The 20,949-nt window shown below is 63.6% G+C and carries 19 protein-coding genes; 11 read left to right on the top strand and 8 right to left on the bottom strand.

Going from position 1 to position 20,949, the window contains the following annotated elements; genetic code table 11:
* Position 1: 1 nt before the first annotated feature.
* From ABGX75_RS14265 to ABGX75_RS14250, 4 genes are all read right to left on the bottom strand, one after another.
* Entirely contained in the window at positions 2-1,912 is a 1,911-nt protein-coding gene (locus tag ABGX75_RS14265) for a TRAP transporter fused permease subunit (RefSeq protein WP_347411057.1), read from the bottom strand.
* Positions 1,913-2,014: 102 nt separating this feature from the next.
* Positions 2,015-2,959, bottom strand: coding sequence for a TAXI family TRAP transporter solute-binding subunit (locus ABGX75_RS14260; RefSeq protein WP_347411056.1), 945 nt, complete (start codon positions 2,957-2,959; stop codon positions 2,015-2,017).
* Positions 2,960-3,302: 343 nt separating this feature from the next.
* Positions 3,303-4,271: a PDR/VanB family oxidoreductase gene (locus tag ABGX75_RS14255; RefSeq protein WP_110060833.1), complete on the bottom strand. Its 969-nt coding sequence runs from the start codon at positions 4,269-4,271 to the stop codon at positions 3,303-3,305.
* Positions 4,272-4,347: 76 nt separating this feature from the next.
* Positions 4,348-5,409, bottom strand: coding sequence for an aromatic ring-hydroxylating dioxygenase subunit alpha (locus ABGX75_RS14250; protein WP_347411055.1), 1,062 nt, complete (start codon positions 5,407-5,409; stop codon positions 4,348-4,350).
* Positions 5,410-5,535: 126 nt separating this feature from the next.
* On the opposite strand from ABGX75_RS14250, the gene ABGX75_RS14245 reads away from it, so the two are divergent.
* Positions 5,536-6,252, top strand: a complete 717-nt coding sequence (locus ABGX75_RS14245; protein WP_011505653.1) for a GntR family transcriptional regulator — start codon at positions 5,536-5,538, stop codon at positions 6,250-6,252.
* A gap of 43 nt (positions 6,253-6,295) precedes the next feature.
* On the opposite strand, the gene ABGX75_RS14240 is transcribed toward ABGX75_RS14245, so the two are convergent.
* The gene (locus ABGX75_RS14240) at positions 6,296-7,183 is read right to left on the bottom strand and encodes a helix-turn-helix domain-containing protein (protein WP_110060832.1); all 888 of its coding nucleotides are present in this window, start codon (positions 7,181-7,183) and stop codon (positions 6,296-6,298) included.
* Between the two features lie 167 nt (positions 7,184-7,350).
* On the opposite strand from ABGX75_RS14240, the gene pobA reads away from it, so the two are divergent.
* From pobA to ABGX75_RS14225, 3 genes are all read left to right on the top strand, one after another.
* Positions 7,351-8,538, top strand: a complete 1,188-nt coding sequence (gene pobA / locus ABGX75_RS14235; protein ID WP_110060831.1) for a 4-hydroxybenzoate 3-monooxygenase — start codon at positions 7,351-7,353, stop codon at positions 8,536-8,538.
* A 135-nt stretch (positions 8,539-8,673) separates the two neighbouring features.
* A complete protein-coding gene (locus tag ABGX75_RS14230; protein WP_110060830.1) occupies positions 8,674-10,146 on the top strand; it encodes an aldehyde dehydrogenase family protein in 1,473 nt (490 codons plus the stop codon).
* Positions 10,147-10,220: 74 nt separating this feature from the next.
* Positions 10,221-11,312, top strand: coding sequence for an NAD(P)-dependent alcohol dehydrogenase (locus ABGX75_RS14225; RefSeq protein ID WP_110060829.1), 1,092 nt, complete (start codon positions 10,221-10,223; stop codon positions 11,310-11,312).
* A 54-nt stretch (positions 11,313-11,366) separates the two neighbouring features.
* Here the strand turns inward: ABGX75_RS14225 and ABGX75_RS14220 are convergent, their stop codons facing one another.
* The 3 genes from ABGX75_RS14220 to ABGX75_RS14210 form a co-directional block, all read right to left on the bottom strand.
* Positions 11,367-12,467, bottom strand: coding sequence for an NADH:flavin oxidoreductase/NADH oxidase (locus tag ABGX75_RS14220; protein WP_110060828.1), 1,101 nt, complete (start codon positions 12,465-12,467; stop codon positions 11,367-11,369).
* A 62-nt stretch (positions 12,468-12,529) separates the two neighbouring features.
* Entirely contained in the window at positions 12,530-13,270 is a 741-nt protein-coding gene (locus ABGX75_RS14215; protein WP_110060827.1) for a trimeric intracellular cation channel family protein, read from the bottom strand.
* 137 nt (positions 13,271-13,407) lie between these two features.
* Positions 13,408-14,310 carry a LysR family transcriptional regulator gene (locus ABGX75_RS14210; RefSeq protein ID WP_110060826.1) on the bottom strand — a complete coding sequence of 301 codons (903 nt, stop codon included), beginning with the start codon at positions 14,308-14,310 and terminating at the stop codon, positions 13,408-13,410.
* Positions 14,311-14,415: 105 nt separating this feature from the next.
* Between ABGX75_RS14210 and ABGX75_RS14205 the strand changes: the two genes are divergently transcribed.
* The 7 genes from ABGX75_RS14205 to benD all read left to right on the top strand — a co-directional run bounded on the left by ABGX75_RS14205 (position 14,416) and on the right by benD (position 20,824).
* Positions 14,416-15,540, top strand: a complete 1,125-nt coding sequence (locus ABGX75_RS14205; protein ID WP_110060825.1) for a muconate/chloromuconate family cycloisomerase — start codon at positions 14,416-14,418, stop codon at positions 15,538-15,540.
* 35 nt (positions 15,541-15,575) lie between these two features.
* Positions 15,576-15,866: a muconolactone Delta-isomerase gene (gene catC, locus ABGX75_RS14200; protein WP_110060824.1), complete on the top strand. Its 291-nt coding sequence runs from the start codon at positions 15,576-15,578 to the stop codon at positions 15,864-15,866.
* An 87-nt stretch (positions 15,867-15,953) separates the two neighbouring features.
* Entirely contained in the window at positions 15,954-16,925 is a 972-nt protein-coding gene (gene catA, locus ABGX75_RS14195; RefSeq protein ID WP_110060823.1) for a catechol 1,2-dioxygenase, read from the top strand.
* Between the two features lie 133 nt (positions 16,926-17,058).
* The gene (locus ABGX75_RS14190; RefSeq protein ID WP_110060992.1) at positions 17,059-18,426 is read left to right on the top strand and encodes a Rieske 2Fe-2S domain-containing protein; all 1,368 of its coding nucleotides are present in this window, start codon (positions 17,059-17,061) and stop codon (positions 18,424-18,426) included.
* Between the two features lie 32 nt (positions 18,427-18,458).
* On the top strand, positions 18,459-18,950 hold the full coding sequence (gene benB / locus ABGX75_RS14185) for a benzoate 1,2-dioxygenase small subunit (protein ID WP_110060822.1): 492 nt from the start codon (positions 18,459-18,461) through the stop codon (positions 18,948-18,950).
* A gap of 33 nt (positions 18,951-18,983) precedes the next feature.
* Positions 18,984-20,042, top strand: a complete 1,059-nt coding sequence (gene benC / locus ABGX75_RS14180; protein WP_110060821.1) for a benzoate 1,2-dioxygenase electron transfer component BenC — start codon at positions 18,984-18,986, stop codon at positions 20,040-20,042.
* The gene (benD, locus tag ABGX75_RS14175; RefSeq protein ID WP_110060820.1) at positions 20,039-20,824 is read left to right on the top strand and encodes a benzoate diol dehydrogenase BenD; all 786 of its coding nucleotides are present in this window, start codon (positions 20,039-20,041) and stop codon (positions 20,822-20,824) included. Before benC ends, benD begins: the two co-directional genes overlap by 4 nt.
* Positions 20,825-20,949: the final 125 nt, after the last annotated feature.

Raw genomic sequence — 20,949 nt, 5'->3', positions numbered from 1 at the left:
ATCAACTCCTTCCAGATAGACTCGAGATCAACCGAGTGCGAAATATGAGAATCACGCCTGCGCAGATGGCCAGCAGATTGACCAGATGGCCACCCCAGCCCAGCGAGAACGGTAATATTCCCGCCAGCGCAATCATACCCAGAAGCACGCGCTCCACGATGCCCAGGGACCGGGTCAGATAGCCGTAGATGGCGCCGGTCGCGAACCAGACGCCCACCAGCGCCCCGAGGAGTTGCCATGCGATATCGATGGGCGCGGCCTGCATGACCAGCCCCGGCTCGAACACCATGACGAATGGGATCAGGTAAGCCACCCAGCCCATGCGGAATGCCTGCCAGCCGGTCTTCATCGCTTCGGCGCCGGCCATGGTCGCGGCGGTGAAGCTGGCCAGGGCGACGGGGGGCGTGATCATCGAGAGCATCCCGAAATAGAGCAGGAACATGTGTGCGGCAATGGGGTCTATGCCGGCCTGCACGAGGGCGGGGCCGATGAGACTGGCCAACAGCACGTAGACCCCGACGGTGGGCATCCCCATGCCCAGCACGACACTGACGAGCGCCGCGATAAGTAGCAGCAAAAGCAGGCTACCTTCTGCCATCGCCACCAGGTCCAGCGTCAGGGAAAACGCCAGGCCCGAGATGTTCAGGACGCCAATGACCATCCCGGCGGCGGCCGCGATGACGACGATCTCGATCATGCCCTTGCCCGCGTCGGGAAAGGCGCGCAGCAGGTCGCCTAGGTGACTGCGCTTGCCACGGTAGGGCAAGACCAACGCCAGCACGGCCAAGGCCAGGGCAGCTGCGAGCGCGGCGAGTTCCGGCCGCCAGTTCAGGCCGAAGAGGCCGAAGATGAGGATCACGAACGGGGCGACGAACTGCCAGCCATCCGCCAGCACGCGTCGCAGCGGACGAATTTCCACGTCTTCGGGCAGGGACATGCCGTTCGCGGCGGCGTGAGCATCGATGTAGAAGAAGATCGCCAGGTAGTAGAGCAAGGAAGGGATCACCGCCGCCAGGATCACCGTGGCGAAAGAAATCTGCAGGAACTCTGCCATCAGGAAGGCGGCCGCCCCCATGATCGGAGGGGCCAGTTGCCCGCCGGTGGACGCCAGGGCTTCGATGGCAGCGGCCATGTGGGGTTTGTATCCCGCCCGGCGCATCAGTGGCAGCGTGACACCGCCCGAGGCCGCGACATTGGCGACGGCACTGCCCGAGACGCTGCCGAAGAGAAAGGACGAGACCACCGCTATCTTCGCGGCCCCGCCGCGCGAACGTCCGACCAGGGCCAGGGCCAGGTCGTTGAAGAATGCGCTGCCACCGGAGCTGACGAGAAGTTGGCCCAGGAAGATGAACGAAAAGACCATGCTGGCCGTGACCATCAACGGCAAGCCGATCAGGCCGTTGGTATCCATGACCACATAGATCGCGAGCCTGTCCCACAGGATCTGACGCGTCATTCCGAAGGGCAGCAGGTAGCCGACGAGGCCGTAGGCGAGGAACAGGGCCACGATGATGGTCAGCCCCGGTCCGGTCAGCCGGCGCACGGCTTCGATTGTCAGCAAGCCGATGATGAGGCTGACGATCAGGCCGTCCACGGGCCGGTAGACCAGTTCGTTGACGATCGTGGGATAGCTCAGGGCGATATAGCCCGCGGCACAAAATCCCGCCAGCGCCAGGGCTGGATCGAGGAGACGCAGCCGCCCGGTGAAACGGGGGGCCACGAGAAAGGTCATGCCGAGCGCGAAGGCCAGGATCGCGGCCAGATACTGTTCGGTATATAGGCTGAACCCAAGCCGCTGGGGAATATCCAGAGCTTGAAGAATGGCGCAGAGGGTCATGATCGTGGCCAGCGTCATCGTCAGCAGGCCATAGGGAGCAGGTTGTCGGGGAGTGCCTGGAGACGAGAGGGGCATGGCTGTCATCCATCAATCTGAATAGTGGCGAAATCCGGGCGGCGAGCGCGGAGATGGACGCGCCTTCCGCGGGCCCGTCGCCGCGCCCGCGGGGCGCGTGTCTTAGTCGTTGTCGTTCAGTACGCTGAGCGCGCCGGGGTGGTAGGGCACGCCGATATCGACATGCATCGCCTTGGGATCCATGCTCCGAAACGCGCTGAAGGAGTCGACAAGCGCCTGCTTGTTGTCACGCAGGGTCGTGACGATGCGCGCCACCGTCTCGTCGGGCACATGAGCGCCCACGACCAGCATGTAGTCATAGGCCATGACCGGCATGGGCGCGTCGATGCCCGTCAGCCCTTCGCGTGGCTCGAGGGTCTCCACATAGGCTTGCGGGACGACCTCCTGCAGGCGGGCTTCCGCCTCGTCGTCTCCCGGCAGGGGCAGAAAGCGGACGCCGCCCGTGGAAGCGTCGACCTCGGTCACCTTGCCGGAGCCGGCGGCAAAGAAGGCGCCGTCGGCCCGACCGGCCACGAAAGCCTCCGCGCCACGTATGATGTTGGGCACCATGACCTGTTCGATGTCGGAGGGGCCGATGCCGCCTGCGGCGAGTATCGCGTCCAGCACGCGATTCATCGTGGCCTGACTGGTGAAGCCATAGGTCACGGCGTGCCCGGCCAGGTCGGCGACCGTCTGCATGTCGCTGTCGTCGCGCACGAAGACTCCCACCCTGAACGGATAGAGACGCGCGGCCGGCGCGATGTTTTCCAGGGCGTGGCCTTCGAAGTAGCCATGACCCGAGACCGCGTCGCTGACCTCGATGGCATTGGCAATGCCGAGGTCGAGCTCTCCCATGTCGATCAAAGGCAGATAGGCGCTGGTGCCTGCACTGGGCTGCACCAGCGCGTCCATGCCGTTGTCCGAGAGCACGCGTGCAATGGCGGCGCCCATGGAATATCCACTGGTGCCCTGACCCATCGTGCCGATGCCGAGTTGCTGTGCCTGTGTCGCCGAGGCGAACAGGAGAAGCGCCGCAAAAGCGACAGTTTTTGTTGTGAGATGGCTCATGTTGCCTCCTAAGACCTTCGCGAACGGCTTGTTGTCATGCTAGGGAACTGGATTATGTAATAATCTCGTATTTTGAGACATTATCCCTTTGTTTATGCGACCAAGCGGTAACGTGTCAGGCGGGAGGGCATCGGACGCGACCATCCGGCCGTTGTCGGCGCATGGTCGCGATACCCTCCGGTACGTGCCGGCGGGGCTGCCGCTCGAGGGCCAGGGAGGGTGTCGTCACGTGCACGGCGGCACGCTCCGCGTTCGTCGCGCTCGCGGGGCATCGTGCGGGAAACGCTTGAGAGCGGCGGTGTCCCGCGGGCATCGGAACACCGCCAGAAGGGAGGGGCGGGGCTTACAGGTCCAGCACCAGCGTCTTGCTCTTGGCGCGAGAGCAGCACGGCGTGAACTGGTCGTTGGCGGCCCGTTCGTCGTCGTCGAGGTAGAGATCGCGATGGTCCGGTTCGCCCTCGAGGACTCGCGTCAGACAGGTGCCGCAGACCCCCTGTTCGCACGACACCATGATGTCGATGCCGTTCTCGCTCAATACCTCGTAGACGCTCTTGTCCTTGGGCACCGAGAAGGTCGCGCCACTGCTGGCGATCTTCACCTCGAAGCTTTCATCGTCCTCGGACGTCGTCTCCACACCGCTGAAATACTCGGTATGCAGCTGCGACGATGGCCAGCCCTGGGCCTTGCAGGTCGACATGACGTGGTCGATGTAGCCGCTCGGGCCGCAGACGTAGATATGCGTCTCGTCGTTCGGTTCACCGGCGACGGCCGCGACATCCAGCTTGCCGGCTTCCGGCGCATCGTCGTAATAGAAATGCACTCGATCGGCATAGGCCGACTGCGCGAGCCGGTCGACGAAGGCCATGCGCTCGCGCGAGCGGGCGCAATAATGCATCTCGAATTGGGCCTGGGTGTGCGACAGGCGTTCGGCCATGCACAGGATCGGCGTGACGCCGATGCCGCCGGCGAACAGGACCGAACGCTTGGCGGGCTCGAGGGGGAAGTGGTTCTTGGGGGCGCTGATCTGCAGCAGATCGCCCTCCTCGATCTCGTCGTGCATGGCGACCGAGCCACCGCGAGAACTGGGCTCGCGCAGGACGGCGATGAAGTAGCGATCGCGTTCTTCCGGATGACCGCACAACGAGTATTGGCGAATCACGCCTTCCTTGACGCGCACATCGATATGCGCGCCGGCACTGAAGGCGGGCAGGGGGCGCCCGTGAGGATCGGACAGCTCGTAACTGACGATATCCTCGGCTTCCTGGCGTTTCTGGGTGACTCTGACGAACAGAGACAGCGTACTATCGTTCATGGGATGACCTACTGCCGGGTGAACGGCGAACCGGGAAAGGATCGGCGCGCGCCGATCCTTCGTTGTGCAAGATCCATCAACTGGCGGTGGCGGCCTGCTGCGGCTGCGCGTTTTCGGCTTCCGCCTTGAGGATGCGGTCGATGACCCGTCGCGCCTGGACGCCCCCGCCGTCGATGTTGAGCATCAGCAGACGGCGGTCGGGATAGCGGAGCAGGTTGCGCTGCTGGGATTCGAGCATCTCCAGGTCTTCGGCGAAGATCTTGCCCTGGCCCTCGCGGATCTGCTCGGTCAGCGCCTCGTCCTGCGGATTGAAGTTGCGGGCCATGCCCCAGAAGTACCAGATCGAGGTCTCGGTTTCCGGCGTGATGAAATCCACCACGATGCTCGACGCCTTGGCATCGGCCGGCGCGTCGTAGCCTCCCTTGCCGGCGTGCGCGACGCCCACTTCGATCAGGATGTGGCTGGGCGGCGTGAAGCGACAGATCTGCCAGCGATCCACGGGGACGTCGTCGGCGAGGTTGTTGCCGCGCAATGCGGATTGCCAGAACGGCGGCGCGGGAATGTTCTCCATGTGCCGGATGGTCAGCACCTCGTCGCCGTTGACCTTGGTTTCCGGCGCGGCTTCCTCGATCTCGGGCTGACCGATGCTGGACGCATGCACGTAGGTCTCATGGGTCAGGTCCATGAGGTTGTCGATCATCAGGCGGTAATCGCAGTTGATGTGATAAAGCCCGCCGCCATAGGCCCACTCGGGATCGTTGGCCCAGTGCAGCTCGGGGATCTGGTCCGGGTCGGCCTGCTCGGCATCGTCGGGCCAGACCCAGATGAAGCCGTGACGTTCGACGACGGGATACGCATGAATGCTGGGGAAGCCGCGCACGCGCTGGCCCGGCATGCTGGAGCACTTGCCGTCACAGCCCATTTCGAGGCCGTGGTAGCCGCATACCAGTTGACCGTCACGCACGAAACCCAGCGACAAGGGCGCGCCGCGATGAGGGCAGAAGTCTTCGACGGCGGCGACCTGGCCGCCCTCGGCACGGAAAAAGACGATTTGTTCGTTGCAGATCGTGCGGCCGAGCGGTTTTTCTTCGATCTCGTCCGGCGTGCAGGCCACGTACCAAGTGTTCTTGGGGAACATGGTAATCTCCTCATGATGAATAGGGATTATTATTCTTTGGATCCAAAGTAAAGATTTTAAGGCCTCCCAGCGTCAAGTTAGCCTTTAGTTGGATCCAAAAATGGGAGCATCGACAGGAGCGCGTAGATGCCGGAAAAATCGGAAAAAAATGGTCGCCTCAATGTCATCGCCAGTTTGCGCAAGCTCATCAGCGAAGGAGTCTACGCGCCCGGCGAGCGCCTCAAGGAGCTGCATGTCGCCGAACGGCTCCAGGTATCGCGCATGCCGGTGCGGCTGGCCTTCCGCACGCTCGAGCAGGAGGGGCTGCTGCAGAAGACCGGGACCCGCGGCTATGTCGTGCGTCAGTTCTCCGAAGAGGACGTGCTCTGTGCGGTGGAGGTGCGCGGGGCCCTGGAGGGGCTGGCGGCGCGCCGTCTGGCCGAACAGGGCGTGCCGCAGGAGGTCGAGGCCCAGTTGCGCGATTGCCTGTCACGGGGCGAGGCGCTGCTGGAAAAGGGGTATCTCGTCAAGGCGGATATCGAGCTCTGGGCCACCCTCAACCAAGAGTTTCATCGTGCCATCGTCGGTGCCACCGGCAGCCGTGTGATCCACGATGCAATCGCGCGCAACGACCATCTGCCCTTCGCCTCGGCCGATTCGATCATCATCGATGACGCGGCGCTGGATCGCGAATACGGCAAGTTGCGCATGGCACATGCCCAGCACCAGCTCGTGTTCCAGGCGCTATCGCGCGGCGAGGGAGCCCGGGCGGAGATGCTGATGCGCGAGCATGCCTACATCGGGCTGCGGTACGGCACGCTGTTCGGGCTGGGCGGCGTGGGGCAAGCGCCGAACGCGACATGAGGTCTTTGGATCCAAAGCGGCTGCGGGGCCGCTGTCGTCAGCCTCATGCCTGACGCTGGCGGAATTCCTTCGGGGAACAGGCGACATGGCGTTTGAAGAAGCGCGTGAAATAGGCCGGCTCCTTGAAGCCGAGCCGTTCGGCGACCTGGCCGATGGTCATGTTGGTATAGGTCAGGTGGCGCTTGGCCTCGAGGAGGACGCGTTCGTGCAGCAGCTGCTGGGCGCTGCGGCCGGCGAGGCGTTGGCAGACCGCACTGAGATGCGCGCTGCTGATGCCCAGGCGTTCGGCGAACTCGGGGATACTGGGCTGTTGATGGTAGTGGGCTTCGATGAGCTGCTGAAAGCGGGCCAGATGCGCCTCGCCCCGCTCATGCTGGCGTGACGCGGGACGCGCCTGGCGTCGGGTCGCGCGCCGTGAAGCGAGCACCAGCAAGCTGTTGAGCAAGGCTTCGAGCAAGGCGTCGCGCCCTTCGGCGGGATGGCGGTACTCGGCATCGAGCTGTTCGACGAGCGTGGCGATGGGGGCGCGTTCCGGCTGGTCGGCAAGCGGGTAAAACGCCGCGCGTGCCAGGATCTGCCCCTGGGGATGCAGGGTGTCGGCGATATGCCGCGCCAGCGGCATGGCCAGCGTCACGATATGCCCGTCGACATCGCGCGAGAAGCGAAAGGCGTGCACCGTCATGGCCGGCACCACGATTAGCAGCGGCCCCGTCAGACGCTGCGCACCCTCCTCGAAGGTCAGGTTCACGTCGCCGTGCGCGATATGCAACACATGCACGAGATCGGCGTGGCGGTGCGGCCGTATATGCCAATCGTGCAGTCGGCTGCGCTCGGCGATGGACTCGCAATGCAGCAGGTCGGGGGTCGGCCATTGGTGCGTTTCGCCATACAGCTGAAAGACGGGAATGGTGCGATTGGGCGATGCCGACATGGCAATCTCCTGTGCGACGAAAGTCGAGGCTTCGACCAAAGTTACGGCCGGATCTTGGGAAAGTATAAATTCATGCGGGGATTTTGTCTTATTCGCGGGTTTCCATCGGTGAAAAATGCAACTCGATGACTGGCCGTGCTGCCAGACCCGAATAAGAGGAGATTGCCATGAAAACCCAAGTCGCGATCATCGGTGCCGGCCCCTCCGGACTGCTGCTGGGGCAGTTGCTGCAACGCGCGGGGATCGACAACGTCATCCTCGAGCGGCGCAGCGGCGAATACGTCTTGAGCCGCATCCGTGCCGGCGTACTGGAGCAGGGCATGGTCGATCTGTTGCGCGAAGCCGGTGTCGACCGCCGCATGGATGCCGAGGGCCTGCCGCACGACGGCGTCGAGCTGGCCTTCGACAACCGTCGGGTGCGTATCGACCTCGCGGCGTTGACCGGCGGCAAGCAGGTCATGGTCTACGGGCAGACCGAGGTGACTCGGGATCTGATGGAGGCACGCGCCGCCGAGGGCGGCCAGACGCTCTATGAAGTGGACAAGGTGCAGCCCCACGATCTGGAAACCGACGCCCCGTACATCACCTTCGAGCACAACGGCGAAACGCAGCGGCTCGACTGCGACTATGTCGCCGGCTGCGATGGATATCATGGCGTCTCGCGCCAGTCGATTCCCGCCGACCGGCTGAAGACGTTCGAGCGGGTGTATCCCTTCGGCTGGCTGGGGCTGCTCTCCGACACGCCGCCGGTCTCCGACGAGTTGATCTATGCGCGCCACGAGCGGGGCTTCGCACTTTGCAGCATGCGTTCCCAGACCCGCAGCCGCTACTACGTGCAGGTGCCGCTGGACGAGAAGGTCGAGGACTGGTCCGATGCGCGCTTCTGGGAGGAACTCAAGCGCCGCCTGCCCGAGGACGTCGCGGCCAATCTGGTGACCGGTCCCTCGCTCGAGAAGAGCATCGCGCCGTTGCGCAGCTTCGTGGCCGAGCCGATGCAGCACGGGCGGCTGTTCCTGGTCGGCGATGCCGCGCACATCGTGCCGCCGACCGGCGCCAAGGGGCTCAACCTGGCGGCCAGCGACGTCAACACGCTGTATCGCCTGATGGTCAAGGTCTATCACGAGGGCCGCACCGACCTGGTGCCGCGTTATTCGCAGACCTGTCTCAAGCGTGTCTGGAAGGCCGAGCGGTTTTCCTGGTGGATGACCTCGATCCTCCACAAGTTTTCCGAGGACGAGGATTTCGGCGCCCGCATGCAACAAGCCGAGCTGGACTATGTCACCGGCTCCGAGGCAGGCCTGACGACCATCGCCGAGAACTACGTCGGCTTGCCCTATGAGCCCCTGGAGTCCTAGGCCATGGAGTCGCCGCGGGGTATCAAGTTGATTGATCATTACTATTAGTCTGCGTATTAATTATCCGGCTAGGCTCGCATGACCACGACGCGGCCCGACGAGGCGCGTCTTCGCATGACGATTGAGGTGAGATACATGACACAAGCACCGCTGTTTGCCGATCAGGATGCCCAGCCGATCGCGGGACGCTGGCGCCAGGGAAGTGCCGAGCGCCGCCTGACCGTGACCAATCCATATTCCGGGGAAACGCTGCTCGATCTGGCGATGGCCGACCGGCATGACCTGGACGATGCCTACCGCCATGCGCAGGCGGCCCAGGCCGAATGGGCGGCACTGGGACCGAACGCGCGTGGCGATGTCATGCGGCGCGCGGTGGCGATCTTCGACGAGCGCCGTGACGAGATCATCGACTGGATCATTCGCGAGTCGGGCAGTACGCGGATCAAGGCGCAGATCGAGTGGAACGCGGCACGGGCGATCACCCAGGAAGCGGCGAGCATGCCGACCCGGGCCCACGGGCGCATCCTGCCGTCTGACATTCCCGGCAAGGAAAGTCGTGTCTATCGGTCACCGCTGGGCGTGGTGGGCGTGATCAGCCCGTGGAACTTCCCGCTCAACCTGAGCGCTCGCTCGGTGTCGCCGGCACTGGCGCTGGGCAACGCGGTGGTCGTCAAGCCTGCCAGTGACACACCGGTGACCGGCGGGCTGCTGCTGGCACGCATCTTCGAAGAGGCGGGGCTGCCGCCGGGCGTATTGAGCGTCGTCGTCGGTGCCGGTTCCGAGATCGGCGATGCCTTCGTCGAGCACCCCGTGCCTTCGTTGATCACCTTCACCGGCTCCACCCCCGTGGGGCTGAATATCGGTCGCCTGGCGAGCGGCGGCAAGCACCTCAAGCACGTCGCCCTGGAACTCGGCGGCAACAGTCCCTTCGTGGTGCTGGCGGATGCCGATGTCGAGCAGGCGGTCGATGCGGCGGTGGCCGGCAAGTTCCTCCATCAGGGCCAGATCTGCATGGCGATCAATCGCATCATCGTCGAAGAACCGCTGCGTGACGCCTTCACTGCCCGCTTCGTCGAACGCGTCAAGGCATTGCGCCTGGGCGACCCCGCCGACCCCGAAACCGCTGTCGGGCCGATCATCAACGCCAAGCAGCTCGAGGGGCTCCAGACCAAGATCGCCAAGGCGCATGCCGAGGGCGCCACCTTGCTGACCGGGGGCGACCCCGAGGGCAATGTCTTGCCGCCGCACGTGTTCGGCGATGTCACGGCGGACATGGAGCTGGCCGACGAGGAGATTTTCGGGCCGCTGGTGGGCATTCAATCCGCGCGTGACGAAGCGCATGCGCTGGAGCTGGCCAACCGCACCGAGTTCGGTCTGTCGAGTGCGGTCTTCACGGGCAACCTGGAACGCGGCGTGCGTTTTGCGCAGGGCATCAAGGCGGGCATGACCCATGTCAACGACATCCCCGTCAACGACGAGCCGCATGCGCCGTTCGGCGGCGAAAAGAACTCCGGCCTGGGCCGCTTCAACGGCGACTGGGCGATCGACGAATTCACCACGGAGCACTGGATCACGCTGCAGCATGAGCCGCGCCAGTATCCGTTCTAACCCGCAGTCGGGAACGATACCCGGGCCGAGGCATGGCCCGGGGACGTTCACCGCAACGTCGTGAGGAGCTTTCCATGCAAATCAAAGCGGCCGTGACGCGAGACAAGGGCGGGCCCTTCTCGGTGGAGACCCTGACCTTGACCGAGCCGGGGGCCAGCGAGTTGCGCCTGCGCATCGTGGCCACCGGGGTGTGCCACACGGATGCCGTCGCCCGGGACCTGGAACTGACGCCGTTTCCCGTCGTTCTGGGGCACGAGGGCGCCGGGGTGGTGGAAGCCGTGGGGAGCGAGGTCACGGCGTTCGCGCCGGGGGACCATGTCGTGCTGTCGTTTGCCCATTGCGGCGCATGCGAGCATTGCCTGACCGGTCACCCTACCGTGTGCATGCGCATGAACGAGTTGAATTTCGGCGGGCGTGCCGAGAACGGGACCTGCTACCTGCATCGAGGTGACGAAGCGGTGTCCACCTTCTTCGGGCAGTCTTCGTTCGGGTCCCATGCGGTGGTGCATGAGCGCAACGCGGTCAAGGTGGATCCGGACCTCGACCTGGGCTTGCTGGCCCCCTTGGGCTGTGGCGTTCAGACCGGGAGCGGCACGGTTCTCAATCGCCTCAAGCCTGCGTCCGGCAGCAGCCTGGTGGTCTACGGCTGTGGCGCGGTGGGGTTGAGCGCCGTCATGGCGGCCCGTATCGCCGGCTGCGCACGGATCATCGCCGTCGACGTGCACGACAATCGCTTGTCGCTCGCCAGGGAGCTGGGGGCCACGCATGTCTTCAACGGCCGCCAGGTGGACGTGGTAGAGGAGATTCGTGCCGTGACCGGCGCGGGGGCGCACTACGCCGTCGAAACGACCGGCGTGCCGCAGGTGGTGCGCCAGGGGCTGCATGCGTTGCGCCCGCTGGGCCAGCTGGCCATCGTGGGGGTGACGCCGGAGGTCACGCTGGATGTGCACAATGACCTGATGGCGGAAGGCAAGACCATGCTGGGCGTGATCGAGGGCGACTCGGTGCCCAAGGTGTTCATCCCCCAGCTCATCGACTACTACCGCCAGGGGCAATTCCCGTTCGACAAGCTGGTGACGTTTTACGAGTTCGACGCCCTGGAAGAGGCATTCGCGGATTCCAAGTCCGGCAGGACCATCAAGCCGGTGGTGCGTATGAATCCATAGATTCATACGCTTCTTGCCGAAGATGAAAAACGCCTACGACGCGTGAATGTCGCGTTAGCCGAATAGCTTCTTGAGCGTATGCGGCTGGCTGCGCAAATACTGCTTCGGGGCATGTACGGTAGCGCCGAGCTTGGCGGCGGCGTGCCACGGCCAGCGCGGATCGTAGAGCATGCCGCGGGCCAGCGCGACGGCGTCCGCTTCGCCACCGAAGACGATGCCTTCTGCCTGTTCCGGTTCGGTGATCAGGCCAACAGCAATCACCGGCATGGCGACTTCCTGCTTCATGCGGCGAGCGAACGGTACCTGATAGTTGGGGCCGACGTTCAAGGTCTGGCGTGGGTCCAGGCCACCACCGGAGCAGTCGATGAAGCTGCAGCCGCGGGCATCGAGAGCCTTGGCCAACTCGACGCTTTGCTCCAGATTCCAGCCGCCTTCGACCCAATCGCTTCCGGAGATACGGATACCCACAGGCTTGTCGTCCGGGAAGACCGAACGCACGGCATCGAAGATTTCCAGCACGATCCGCATGCGGTTTTCCAGACTGCCGCCGTACTCGTCATCGCGCTGGTTCGAAAGCGGCGACAAGAACTCGTGCAGCAAATAGCCATGTGCTGCGTGCAGTTCGATCAGCTCGAAACCCAGACGCTCGGCGCGCTTGGCCGAGGCGACGAAGTTCGCCTTGAGCTGCTCGATATCATCTAGGCTCATCGCCTGTGGCGGACGCTGCCCGTCCTGATACGCCACGGCGGAAGGCGCCACGGTCTGCCAGCCACCCTCTTCCAGGCTTAGCTGAGCCCCGCCTTCCCAAGGTGCCTGACAGGAGGCTTTGCGTCCGGCATGGCCCAACTGGATGCCGACCGGCATCGGCGAGTGGGCACGAACGGACTCGAGTACACGTGCCATCGCCTGCTCGTTGTCGTCCGAATAGAGCCCCACGTCACCAGAGGTGATGCGTCCTTCCGGCGCGACGGCGGAGGCCTCGACGATCAAGAGTCCTGCTCCGGAGAGGGCGAGATGCCCCAGATGAATCTTGTGCCAGTCGGTCATGCTGCCGTTTTCGTCGGCGGAGTATTGGCACATCGGTGAAATGACGATGCGATTGGGCAATTCGAGCCGGCCGAGCGTGAGCGGCGAGAACAGCTTAGGGGATGCCATTGAAACGTTCCTGAAGGGAATGATGGCAACAATGTAGCGTGCTAATAATTTCTTGGCAATGGCTATCTGCGCCGTCGCTTGGGCGAAAGCATTCGCACGCGGGCTTTAGAACGAGGCGTCTTTTCTATCTCGCTCGGCGACGGCGCCGCGTTGTTCATGGTGCTGCGCGATGAGGGCTCGGCTGGCGAGGTGATCCAGGCGAATACCGGCAAGGAGAGACGCCAGTAGATGGCGCTGAGACGCAGCGCCAGGATCACCAGGATAGGCAGCGCGATAGTGGCGTAGGGGTGGATAGGGTGCGTGTACAGGGTGACGTATGCCGTGGCGCCTGCGATGGAGGCAGTCGCATAGATTTCCTGGCGCAGCACCATGGGGACCCGCCGTGCGAGGACATCGCGCAGCATGCCGCCCGCGACACCGGTGAGGAGTCCCATCAAGACAGCGACGGTACCTCCATGGCCCAGCGCCAATGCCTTGTGAGCGCCGATGATGGTGAAGATGGCGAGCCCGAAGGCATCGAGTACGGGCAGGACGATGCGCGATAACCGGTGAATGTAATGAAAGCCGACGATCGATGACACGACGGTGATGATGATCACCCATAGATAGGTGGGGTCGGTGACCCAGAACACCGGGCGAATGCCCAGTAACAGATCGCGCAGGGTACCGCCGCCGATGCCTGTCATCGCGGCCAGCACCAGCATGCCGAACGGATCCATCCTCGAGCGGCAGGCAATGATCACGCCCGACAGCGCAAAGACGATCACGCCCGCCAGGTCCAGCCAGTAAATCCATTCTGCCACTCCAAGACTCCTCTGCTAGTTGGTTCAGGCGACGCTTCCGTCTGTCATCGTAAGACAGATGCGTCATGGTCACCTATCGGTTGGCACCGTTTCCGGTCCGACATCGGTAGTTCATATCGAGTCATGGACACGTCTTTTCAGGGGTATCGGCCGCTGCGTCGGTTCTCGACCAGCACCTCGAGGATGGCATTGGCCTCCTGCATGACCGGCGAAGGCGGCTCGCCGCGGCGGCGGCTGCAAATGATCGGCGTGGTGATGTGCTTCTCGGCGAGTGACACATAGACGATGTTGTCGCGCTTGAGCCGGCCGACCTGCTCGGGGACCAGGGTGATCCCCAGGTCCGAGGCCACCAGGCCGAGTGCCGTCTGCAGCTCGTTGGCCTCCTGGGCCACGCTGATCTTGAGCCCGCGGCGCCGGAACAGGCCCAGCGTGACGTCGGCAAGGCTCGGTCTGGGCGATGCCGGAAACAGGATCAGCGGGTATCTGGCCAGCTCGGCCAGGGTCGGCTGGGTGTTTTCCAAGGGGTGTCCGGCCGGCAGCGCGGCGATGAATGGCTCCTCGAACAGAACCTCCTGCTCCACGTCCGGATCGTCGATCTGCAGGCGGCCGAAACCGATGTCGATGCGTCCGGCCTTGAGCGCCTGAATCTGTTGCACCGTGGTCAGCTCGACCAGCGACAGCTCGACATTATCCTTTTGTCTCAAACCGCGTACCAGCAGCGGCAGTTGGCCATAGAACAGCGAAGGGACGAAACCTATCCCGAACATCAACAGGTTACTGCGCGCAATGCGCCGGGTAGCCGTGATTGTCGTGTCGAGCTTTTCCAGTACCTGCAAGGTATGCTCATAGAAGAACTGGCCCGCCGTGGTCAGGGTCAGCCCGCGTCGACTCCTCTCGAACAGCGTAACGCCAATTTCGTCTTCCAACTGCTTGATTTGCCTTGTCAAAGGCGGCTGGGCCATGTGTAGGCGCTGCGCCGCCCGGGTCAGGTTCAGCTCATCGGCCACGACGCAGAAATAGCGCAAGTGACGCAGCTCCATGATACCTCCTGGGTATGGCAGGACACCCAAACGATATTGGTTTCCCCTCCGGCGCGCAATCAAACTGCCTTCAATCCATCACAGGGCGCTATTCGGGAGCCACGCATGTCCGCCGTGATCGACACCATCGAAACCCATCTGGTCGACTTGCCGACCATCCGGCCGCACAAGCTGTCGATGACTACCATGGCCTGCCAGACATTGGTCATCGTGCGCATGCGCCACTCCGATGGCATCGAGGGGCTGGGCGAAGGCACCACCATCGGTGGGCTGAGCTACGGCCCGGAAAGCCCGGAAAGCATCAAGCGCAACATCGATACCTACCTGACACCGCTGCTCGTCGGCCAGCCGTCGGCCAATATCAATCTGCTGCGGACACGCATGAGCCGCCATGTGCGCGGCAATGCCATCGCCAAGTCGGCGCTGGAAACTGCGCTGCTCGATGCCCAGGGCAAGCGCCTGGGACTCTCCGTGGCCGCGTTGCTCGGCGGGGCGCAGCGCGAGCACTTGCCCGTACTGTGGACCCTGGCCAGCGGCGATACCTGCAAGGACATCGACGAAGCCTTCCAGCGCCTCGACGACCGTCGCCACTGCGATTTCAAGCTCAAGATCGGCGCCAATGCCGTCGACGACGACGTGCGTCACGTAGCGGCCATCAAGGCGGCCCTGGGTGACCGCGCCAGCGTTCGCGTCGACGTCAATCAGGCTTGGGACGAGGCCACGGCCGTACGCGGTATCGCCGCCCTGCAAGACGCTGGCATCGAGCTGATCGAGCAGGCCATTCCGGCGCGGGAGTTCGCCGGCCTGGTTCGCCTGTCGCAGCGCTTCCAGGTGCCAATGCTCGCCGACGAGGCAATCCAGGACGCACGTGACGCTTTCACGCTGGCCGCGGACGGCTTCAGCGGTGCCTATGCCTTGAAGATTGCCAAGTCCGGAGGGCCGTGCGGAGCGCTCGAGCTGGCGCATGTAGCTCAGTCGGCGGGTATCGGCCTCTACGGCGGCACCATGCTCGAAGGCACGCTCGGCACCGCCGCCTCGCTGCATGCCTGGGCGACCCTCGACACCCTGACCTGGGGCACCGAGATGTTCGGCCCGCTGCTGCTCCAGGACGACATCGTTGCCGAGCCGCTGCGTTACCACGAGTTCGGGGCCGAGCTGCCCAAGGGGCCGGGGCTGGGCATCACCCTCGATGAAGACAAGCTGAGCCATTACCGCCGCAAGGACGGCTGAGGCTCGAGGCCAATCATCCACTCGGGAGACCGATCATGCTGTTTCACGTCGAAATGACCGTCAAGCTGCCCCCCGACATGCCGGCCGAGAAGGCCGCCGACATCAAGGCGACCGAGAAGGCCTATTCCCAGGATCTGCAGCGCCAGGGCAAATGGCGCCACCTGTGGCGGGTCGCTGGCAGCTACGCCAACGTCAGTGTCTTCGATGTCGAGGACAACGCCGAACTCCAGGAAATCATCAGTGGCTTGCCGCTGTTCCCTTACATGGATATCCGCGTCAAGCCGCTATGCCGCCACCCGTCGTCCGTACGCGATGGGGATGTCTGAACGAGAGCGAGACCTTGCAGGCCCCAGGTACATCTAGCCACGCCAGTTCATAGACGACCAATGACTACAACAAGTGAGGTAACGACCATGACCGTCAAGATTTACGATACCCGCGAAGTTCAGGAATTTTTGAATACCGTCAGTGGTTTCGAGCAAGCCGGTGGCAATGCGCGCGCCAAGCAGATCATGCATCGCCTGCTGTCCGATGTGTACCAACTGATGGATGACTTCGACGTCACGCCCGAGGAGTTCTGGTCCACCGTCAGCCTGTTGAATGAACTGGGCAAGGCCGGCCAGTTCGGTTTGCTGGCGCCGGGACTGGGCTTCGATCACTACTTGGACATGCGCATGGATGCGGCTGACGAGCAGGCCGGCCTGAGTGGCGGTACGCCGCGCACCATCGAAGGGCCCTTGTACGTGGCCGGTGCTCCCGTCAGTGAGGGCGAGGCACGCATGGATGATGGCACGGATACCGACGCCGAGATCATGTGGCTGACCGGGCTGGTCCGCGATACCGACGGCAACCCGATCCCTGACGCCCAGGTCGAGATATGGCACGCCGATTCCAAGGGCAACTACTCCTTCTTCGATCCGTCCCAGTCGGACTACAACCTGCGCCGGACCATCATGGTCGACGCGGAAGGGCGCTACCGGGTGCGCAGCATCATTCCTTCCGGTTATGGCGTACCTCCGGAAAGCCCAACCGACCAGGTGCTGTCGGCCTTGGGCCGCCATGGCCAGCGCCCGGCGCATATTCACTTTTTCATCTCTGCGCCGGGGTACCGTCATCTGACTACCCAGATCAATCTGGCCGGCGACCCCTACACTTTCGATGATTTCGCCTTCGCCACCCGTGAAGAGCTGGTAGTCGAGGCTCAGCGCATCGAGGACGCAACCGAGGCCGAAAAGCGTGGCCTGGATGGGCCGTTCACCGAAGTGATCTTCGATGTCGAACTGGCCAGGACGTCCGATCCCGACCTGCAGAGCCGTCACAAGCGTCCGCGTGCCCTCGAGGAAGACGTTGAGGCACGGGCACAGAAGGCCGTGGCCGAGGCCTGATTCCGGCACATTCCTGACGAATACTGATCACCGCTGACTTCCCCTCGTCCCGTCGATGGGGCGGGTCACCCGGGCCTGATGCCGAGAGAGATGGGGAAGCAGCGGCGACCAAGACACCATGAGGAGCATGATCATGACCACTCAGCTTGATCGTCTCGAGGAGCGGGTTCGCGGCGCCGTCGTCGATGACCCCGAGAGCGGCATCTTCCGTTGCCACCGCAGCATGTTTACCGACCCGGCCTTCTTCGAGCTGGAAATGAAGCATATCTTCGAAGGCAACTGGCTGTTCCTTGCCCACGAGAGTCAGATTCCTGAGCCGGGCGACTACATGACCGTCACCATGGGCCGCCAGCCGGTAATCATCACCCGCGACAAGCAGGGCGAATTGCACGCGCTGATCAATGCCTGCGCCCACCGCGGCGCCACGCTGTGCCGCAAGAAGCGTGGCAACAAGGGCACCTTCACCTGCCCGTTCCATGGTTGGACCTTCAAGAACGACGGCAAGCTGCTCAAGGCCAAGAACGAGAAGACCGGCGCGTATCCGGAAGGCTTCAAGCAGGACGGTTCGCACGACCTCAAGCGCATCGCGCGCTTCGAGAATTATCGCGGCTTCCTGTTCGGTAGCCTGAGCGCGGACGTCCAGCCCCTCACCGAACATCTGGGCGAGACCACCAAGGTCATCGACAACATCGTCGATCAGGCCCCGGAAGGCCTCGAGGTCCTGCGCGGCACGTCTTCCTATACGTTCAGCGGCAACTGGAAGCTGGGCGCCGAGAATGGTGCCGACGGCTACCACGTCAGCACGGTGCACTGGAACTATTCATCGACCATGGAGCGGCGCAACTACGACGCCGGCGGCACCAAGGCAGTGGATGCCAATGGCTGGTCGAAGAGCCTGGGCGGCTTCTACTCCTACGAGAACGGCCACATGATGCTGTGGACGCGCCTGCTAAACCCCGAGGTGCGCCCGGTCTATTCACAGAAGGAGTGGCTGGAAAAGGAGTTCGGTGAAGCGCGGGCCGATTCCATCGTCAACCAGACCCGCAATCTTTGCCTGTATCCCAACGTCTACCTGATGGACCAGTTCTCCACCCAGATTCGCGTCATCCGCCCGCTGGCCGTGGACAAGAGCGAAGTCACCATCTACTGCTTCGCGCCCAAGGGCGAATCCGCCGATAGCCGTGCGCTGCGTATTCGCCAGTACGAGGACTTCTTCAACGTCAGCGGCATGGGCACCCCGGATGATCTGGAAGAGTTCCGTGCCTGTCAGAGCGGCTATGCCGGCCTGGATGCCGAGTGGAACGATCTCTCCCGTGGCGCCAAACAATGGATCGAAGGCGCCGACGACAATGCCAAGGCGATCGACATGAAACCGTTGCTCAGTGGCGCATCACCGGAGGATGAAGGCCTGTACGTGATGCATCACAAGCATTGGGTCGCCGAGATGCTGCGTGCCATCGACAAGGAACGCAGCCAGTTCATCGCCACCGAGTCCGCTTGAGCACCGTAGCGACAGAAGAGGAGAGCATCGCCATGAGCATGAACTTTCTGGATATCCAGGCCTTCGTCCATCGGGAAGCGCGCCTGCTCGACGACCGCGAATGGGATGAGTGGCTGACCTGCTACAGCAAGAACGTGGTGTTCTGGATGCCGGCCTGGGACGACGACGACCGGTTGACCGAGGACCCGCAGAGCGAGATCTCGCTGATCTACTATCCCAATCGCGAGGGGCTCGAGGACCGCGTCTACCGCATCAAGACCGAGCGCTCCGGGGCGACCAGCATCCCCGAGCCGCGCACCACCCACCAGGTCTCCAACCTGGAGGTGCTTTCGCAGGAGGGCGATACGGTGGAGCTGCGCTTCAACTGGCACACCCTGAGTCACCGTTACCAGCAGACCAATCAGTTCTTCGGCACCTCTTTCTACACGCTGGATGTATCGGGCGAGGCGCCGCTGATCACCCGTAAAAAGGTGGTCCTGAACAACGATTACATCCACCAGGTCATCGACGTCTATCACATCTGATGGCGTCATCTGGAACGGGTGAGGAGAACGACCATGAGTTATACCATCGCGCTCAACTTCGAAGACGGGGTCACCCGTTTCATCGGCTGCAAGGAAGGCGAGACCGTCCTCGATGCCGCTTACCGGCAGAAGGTCAACCTGCCCATGGATTGCTCCGACGGCGTCTGTGGTACCTGCAAAGGGCACTGTGAGCAGGGTGCTTTCGATCTGGGCGACGAGTATCTGGATGAGGCGCTGTCCGACGAGGAGGCCGCCGAAGGTCAGGTGCTGACCTGCCAGATGGTGCCTTCGACCGACTGCGTCATTCAGGTGCCGGTGGCCTCGAGCTTGTGCAAGGCGGCGGTCGGCAAGGTCGAGGGTACCGTGGCCGAGGTCGAGCAGCTCTCCGAGGACAGCATCGAGCTGGCCATCGATCTGGATGAAGGGTCTGAGATGACCTTCCTGCCCGGCCAGTACATCCATATCGGCGTGCCGGGCACCGAGGCGCATCGCTCCTACTCCTTCAGCTCGCGGCCGGGCGAATCGCGGGCCACCTTCCTGATTCGCAATGTGCCGGAAGGACTTATGAGCGGCTATCTTACCGAGCGCTGCAAGCCGGGCGAGCGCCTCGAACTGACCGGGCCGATGGGTAGCTTCTACCTACGCGAGATGACGCGTCCGGTATTGATGCTGGCCGGCGGCACCGGCCTGGCACCGTTCCTTTCCATGCTCGAACAGTTGGCCCGGACGCAGGAGGAGGGGCAGGGCGGCACTCGCTCGGGCTGCGCGCAGCCGATTCACCTGATCTACGGCGTCAACAAGGACGATCACCTGGTCAAGACCGATGCCCTGGACGCCCTCCAGGCGCGGCTGCCGAACTTCTCCTACGCCACCGTGGTGGTCGACGAGGGCAGCGACCATCCGCGCAAGGGCTACGTTACTCACCACATGGACGCCGAAGTGCTGCACGACGGCGATGTCGACGTCTATCTGTGCGGTCCACCGCCGATGGTCGACGCCGTACTCAAGCACTTCGACGAGCAGGGCATCGCACCCCAGAACTTCCACTACGAGAAGTTCACACCCAATCAGGCAACCGGGGAGGCCGCATGAGTCGCCAACGTTTCCAGGATCGGGTGATGGTGATTACCGGCGCCGCCCAAGGTATCGGCCGTCGCGTCGCCGAGCAGGCGGCCGCGGAGGGCGCTCGCCTGGCGCTGGTCGATCGCGCCGAGATCGTGCAGGAGCTGGCCGCCGAGCTGACCGAGCAGGGCGTCGAAGCCATCGCCCTGCTGGCCGATCTGGAGAGCTTCGAGGGGGCCGAGGGCGCTATGCGCGAGACCTTGGCGCACTTCGGTCGCATCGACATCCTGATCAACAACGTGGGCGGGGCAATCAATTTCAAGCCATTCACCGAGTTCACCGCCGCCGAGATCTCTGCCGAGGTCACCCGCTCGCTGATGCCGACGCTTTGGTGCTGCCGGGCGGCGCTGCCGGCCATGGTCGAGCAGGGCGGCGGCGTGATCGTCAACGTCTCCTCCGCGGCGACCCGCGGCATTCATCGCATTCCGTACTCGGCGGCCAAGGGCGGGGTCAACGCCATGACCGCCTCGCTGGCTTTCGAGTACGCCGAGCACGGCATCCGCGTGGTGGCCACGGCCCCCGGCGGCACCGAGGCGCCGCCGCGGCGCGTCTCCCGGGGCACCCCGGCGCCGCGCAACGAGACCGAGCAGGCCTGGTTCCAGGCGCATATCGACCAGACCAGGCAGAGCTGCCTGTTCGGCCGCTACGGCACCCTGGACGAGATGGCCGCGCCGATCCTGTTCATGGCATCAAGCGAGGCCAGCTACATCACCGGCAGTGTATTGCCGGTGGCCGGGGGAGACCTCGGTTAGGCCTCGCTGAACAGGCCTGCGCTCGGTGACTTTTCCGTCAAGGCCAACCAGCTAACGCCAGCAAAACCGAACGCCGCCCATGCGGGGCGGCGCCGGGAAGCCCCTGATATCAATGACAACAACAT

This window comes from Chromohalobacter sp., from assembly GCF_039830575.1.
In the GTDB taxonomy this organism is placed as follows: domain Bacteria; phylum Pseudomonadota; class Gammaproteobacteria; order Pseudomonadales; family Halomonadaceae; genus Chromohalobacter; species Chromohalobacter israelensis.
This window is presented reverse-complemented; position numbering and strand designations above follow the sequence as displayed.

What these genes read in the sequence shown, in the direction of transcription:
- ABGX75_RS14265 (WP_347411057.1), bottom strand. Translation starts at nt 1,912, where the DNA reads ATGCCCCTCTCGTCTCCAGGCACTCCCCGACAACCTGCTCCCTATGGC.
- ABGX75_RS14260 (WP_347411056.1), bottom strand. Translation starts at nt 2,959, where the DNA reads ATGAGCCATCTCACAACAAAAACTGTCGCTTTTGCGGCGCTTCTCCTG.
- ABGX75_RS14255 (WP_110060833.1), bottom strand. Translation starts at nt 4,271, where the DNA reads ATGAACGATAGTACGCTGTCTCTGTTCGTCAGAGTCACCCAGAAACGC.
- ABGX75_RS14250 (WP_347411055.1), bottom strand. Translation starts at nt 5,409, where the DNA reads ATGTTCCCCAAGAACACTTGGTACGTGGCCTGCACGCCGGACGAGATC.
- ABGX75_RS14245 (WP_011505653.1), top strand. Translation starts at nt 5,536, where the DNA reads ATGCCGGAAAAATCGGAAAAAAATGGTCGCCTCAATGTCATCGCCAGT.
- ABGX75_RS14240 (WP_110060832.1), bottom strand. Translation starts at nt 7,183, where the DNA reads ATGTCGGCATCGCCCAATCGCACCATTCCCGTCTTTCAGCTGTATGGC.
- pobA (WP_110060831.1), top strand. Translation starts at nt 7,351, where the DNA reads ATGAAAACCCAAGTCGCGATCATCGGTGCCGGCCCCTCCGGACTGCTG.
- ABGX75_RS14230 (WP_110060830.1), top strand. Translation starts at nt 8,674, where the DNA reads ATGACACAAGCACCGCTGTTTGCCGATCAGGATGCCCAGCCGATCGCG.
- ABGX75_RS14225 (WP_110060829.1), top strand. Translation starts at nt 10,221, where the DNA reads ATGCAAATCAAAGCGGCCGTGACGCGAGACAAGGGCGGGCCCTTCTCG.
- ABGX75_RS14220 (WP_110060828.1), bottom strand. Translation starts at nt 12,467, where the DNA reads ATGGCATCCCCTAAGCTGTTCTCGCCGCTCACGCTCGGCCGGCTCGAA.
- ABGX75_RS14210 (WP_110060826.1), bottom strand. Translation starts at nt 14,310, where the DNA reads ATGGAGCTGCGTCACTTGCGCTATTTCTGCGTCGTGGCCGATGAGCTG.
- ABGX75_RS14205 (WP_110060825.1), top strand. Translation starts at nt 14,416, where the DNA reads ATGTCCGCCGTGATCGACACCATCGAAACCCATCTGGTCGACTTGCCG.
- catC (WP_110060824.1), top strand. Translation starts at nt 15,576, where the DNA reads ATGCTGTTTCACGTCGAAATGACCGTCAAGCTGCCCCCCGACATGCCG.
- catA (WP_110060823.1), top strand. Translation starts at nt 15,954, where the DNA reads ATGACCGTCAAGATTTACGATACCCGCGAAGTTCAGGAATTTTTGAAT.
- ABGX75_RS14190 (WP_110060992.1), top strand. Translation starts at nt 17,059, where the DNA reads ATGACCACTCAGCTTGATCGTCTCGAGGAGCGGGTTCGCGGCGCCGTC.
- benB (WP_110060822.1), top strand. Translation starts at nt 18,459, where the DNA reads ATGAGCATGAACTTTCTGGATATCCAGGCCTTCGTCCATCGGGAAGCG.
- benC (WP_110060821.1), top strand. Translation starts at nt 18,984, where the DNA reads ATGAGTTATACCATCGCGCTCAACTTCGAAGACGGGGTCACCCGTTTC.
- benD (WP_110060820.1), top strand. Translation starts at nt 20,039, where the DNA reads ATGAGTCGCCAACGTTTCCAGGATCGGGTGATGGTGATTACCGGCGCC.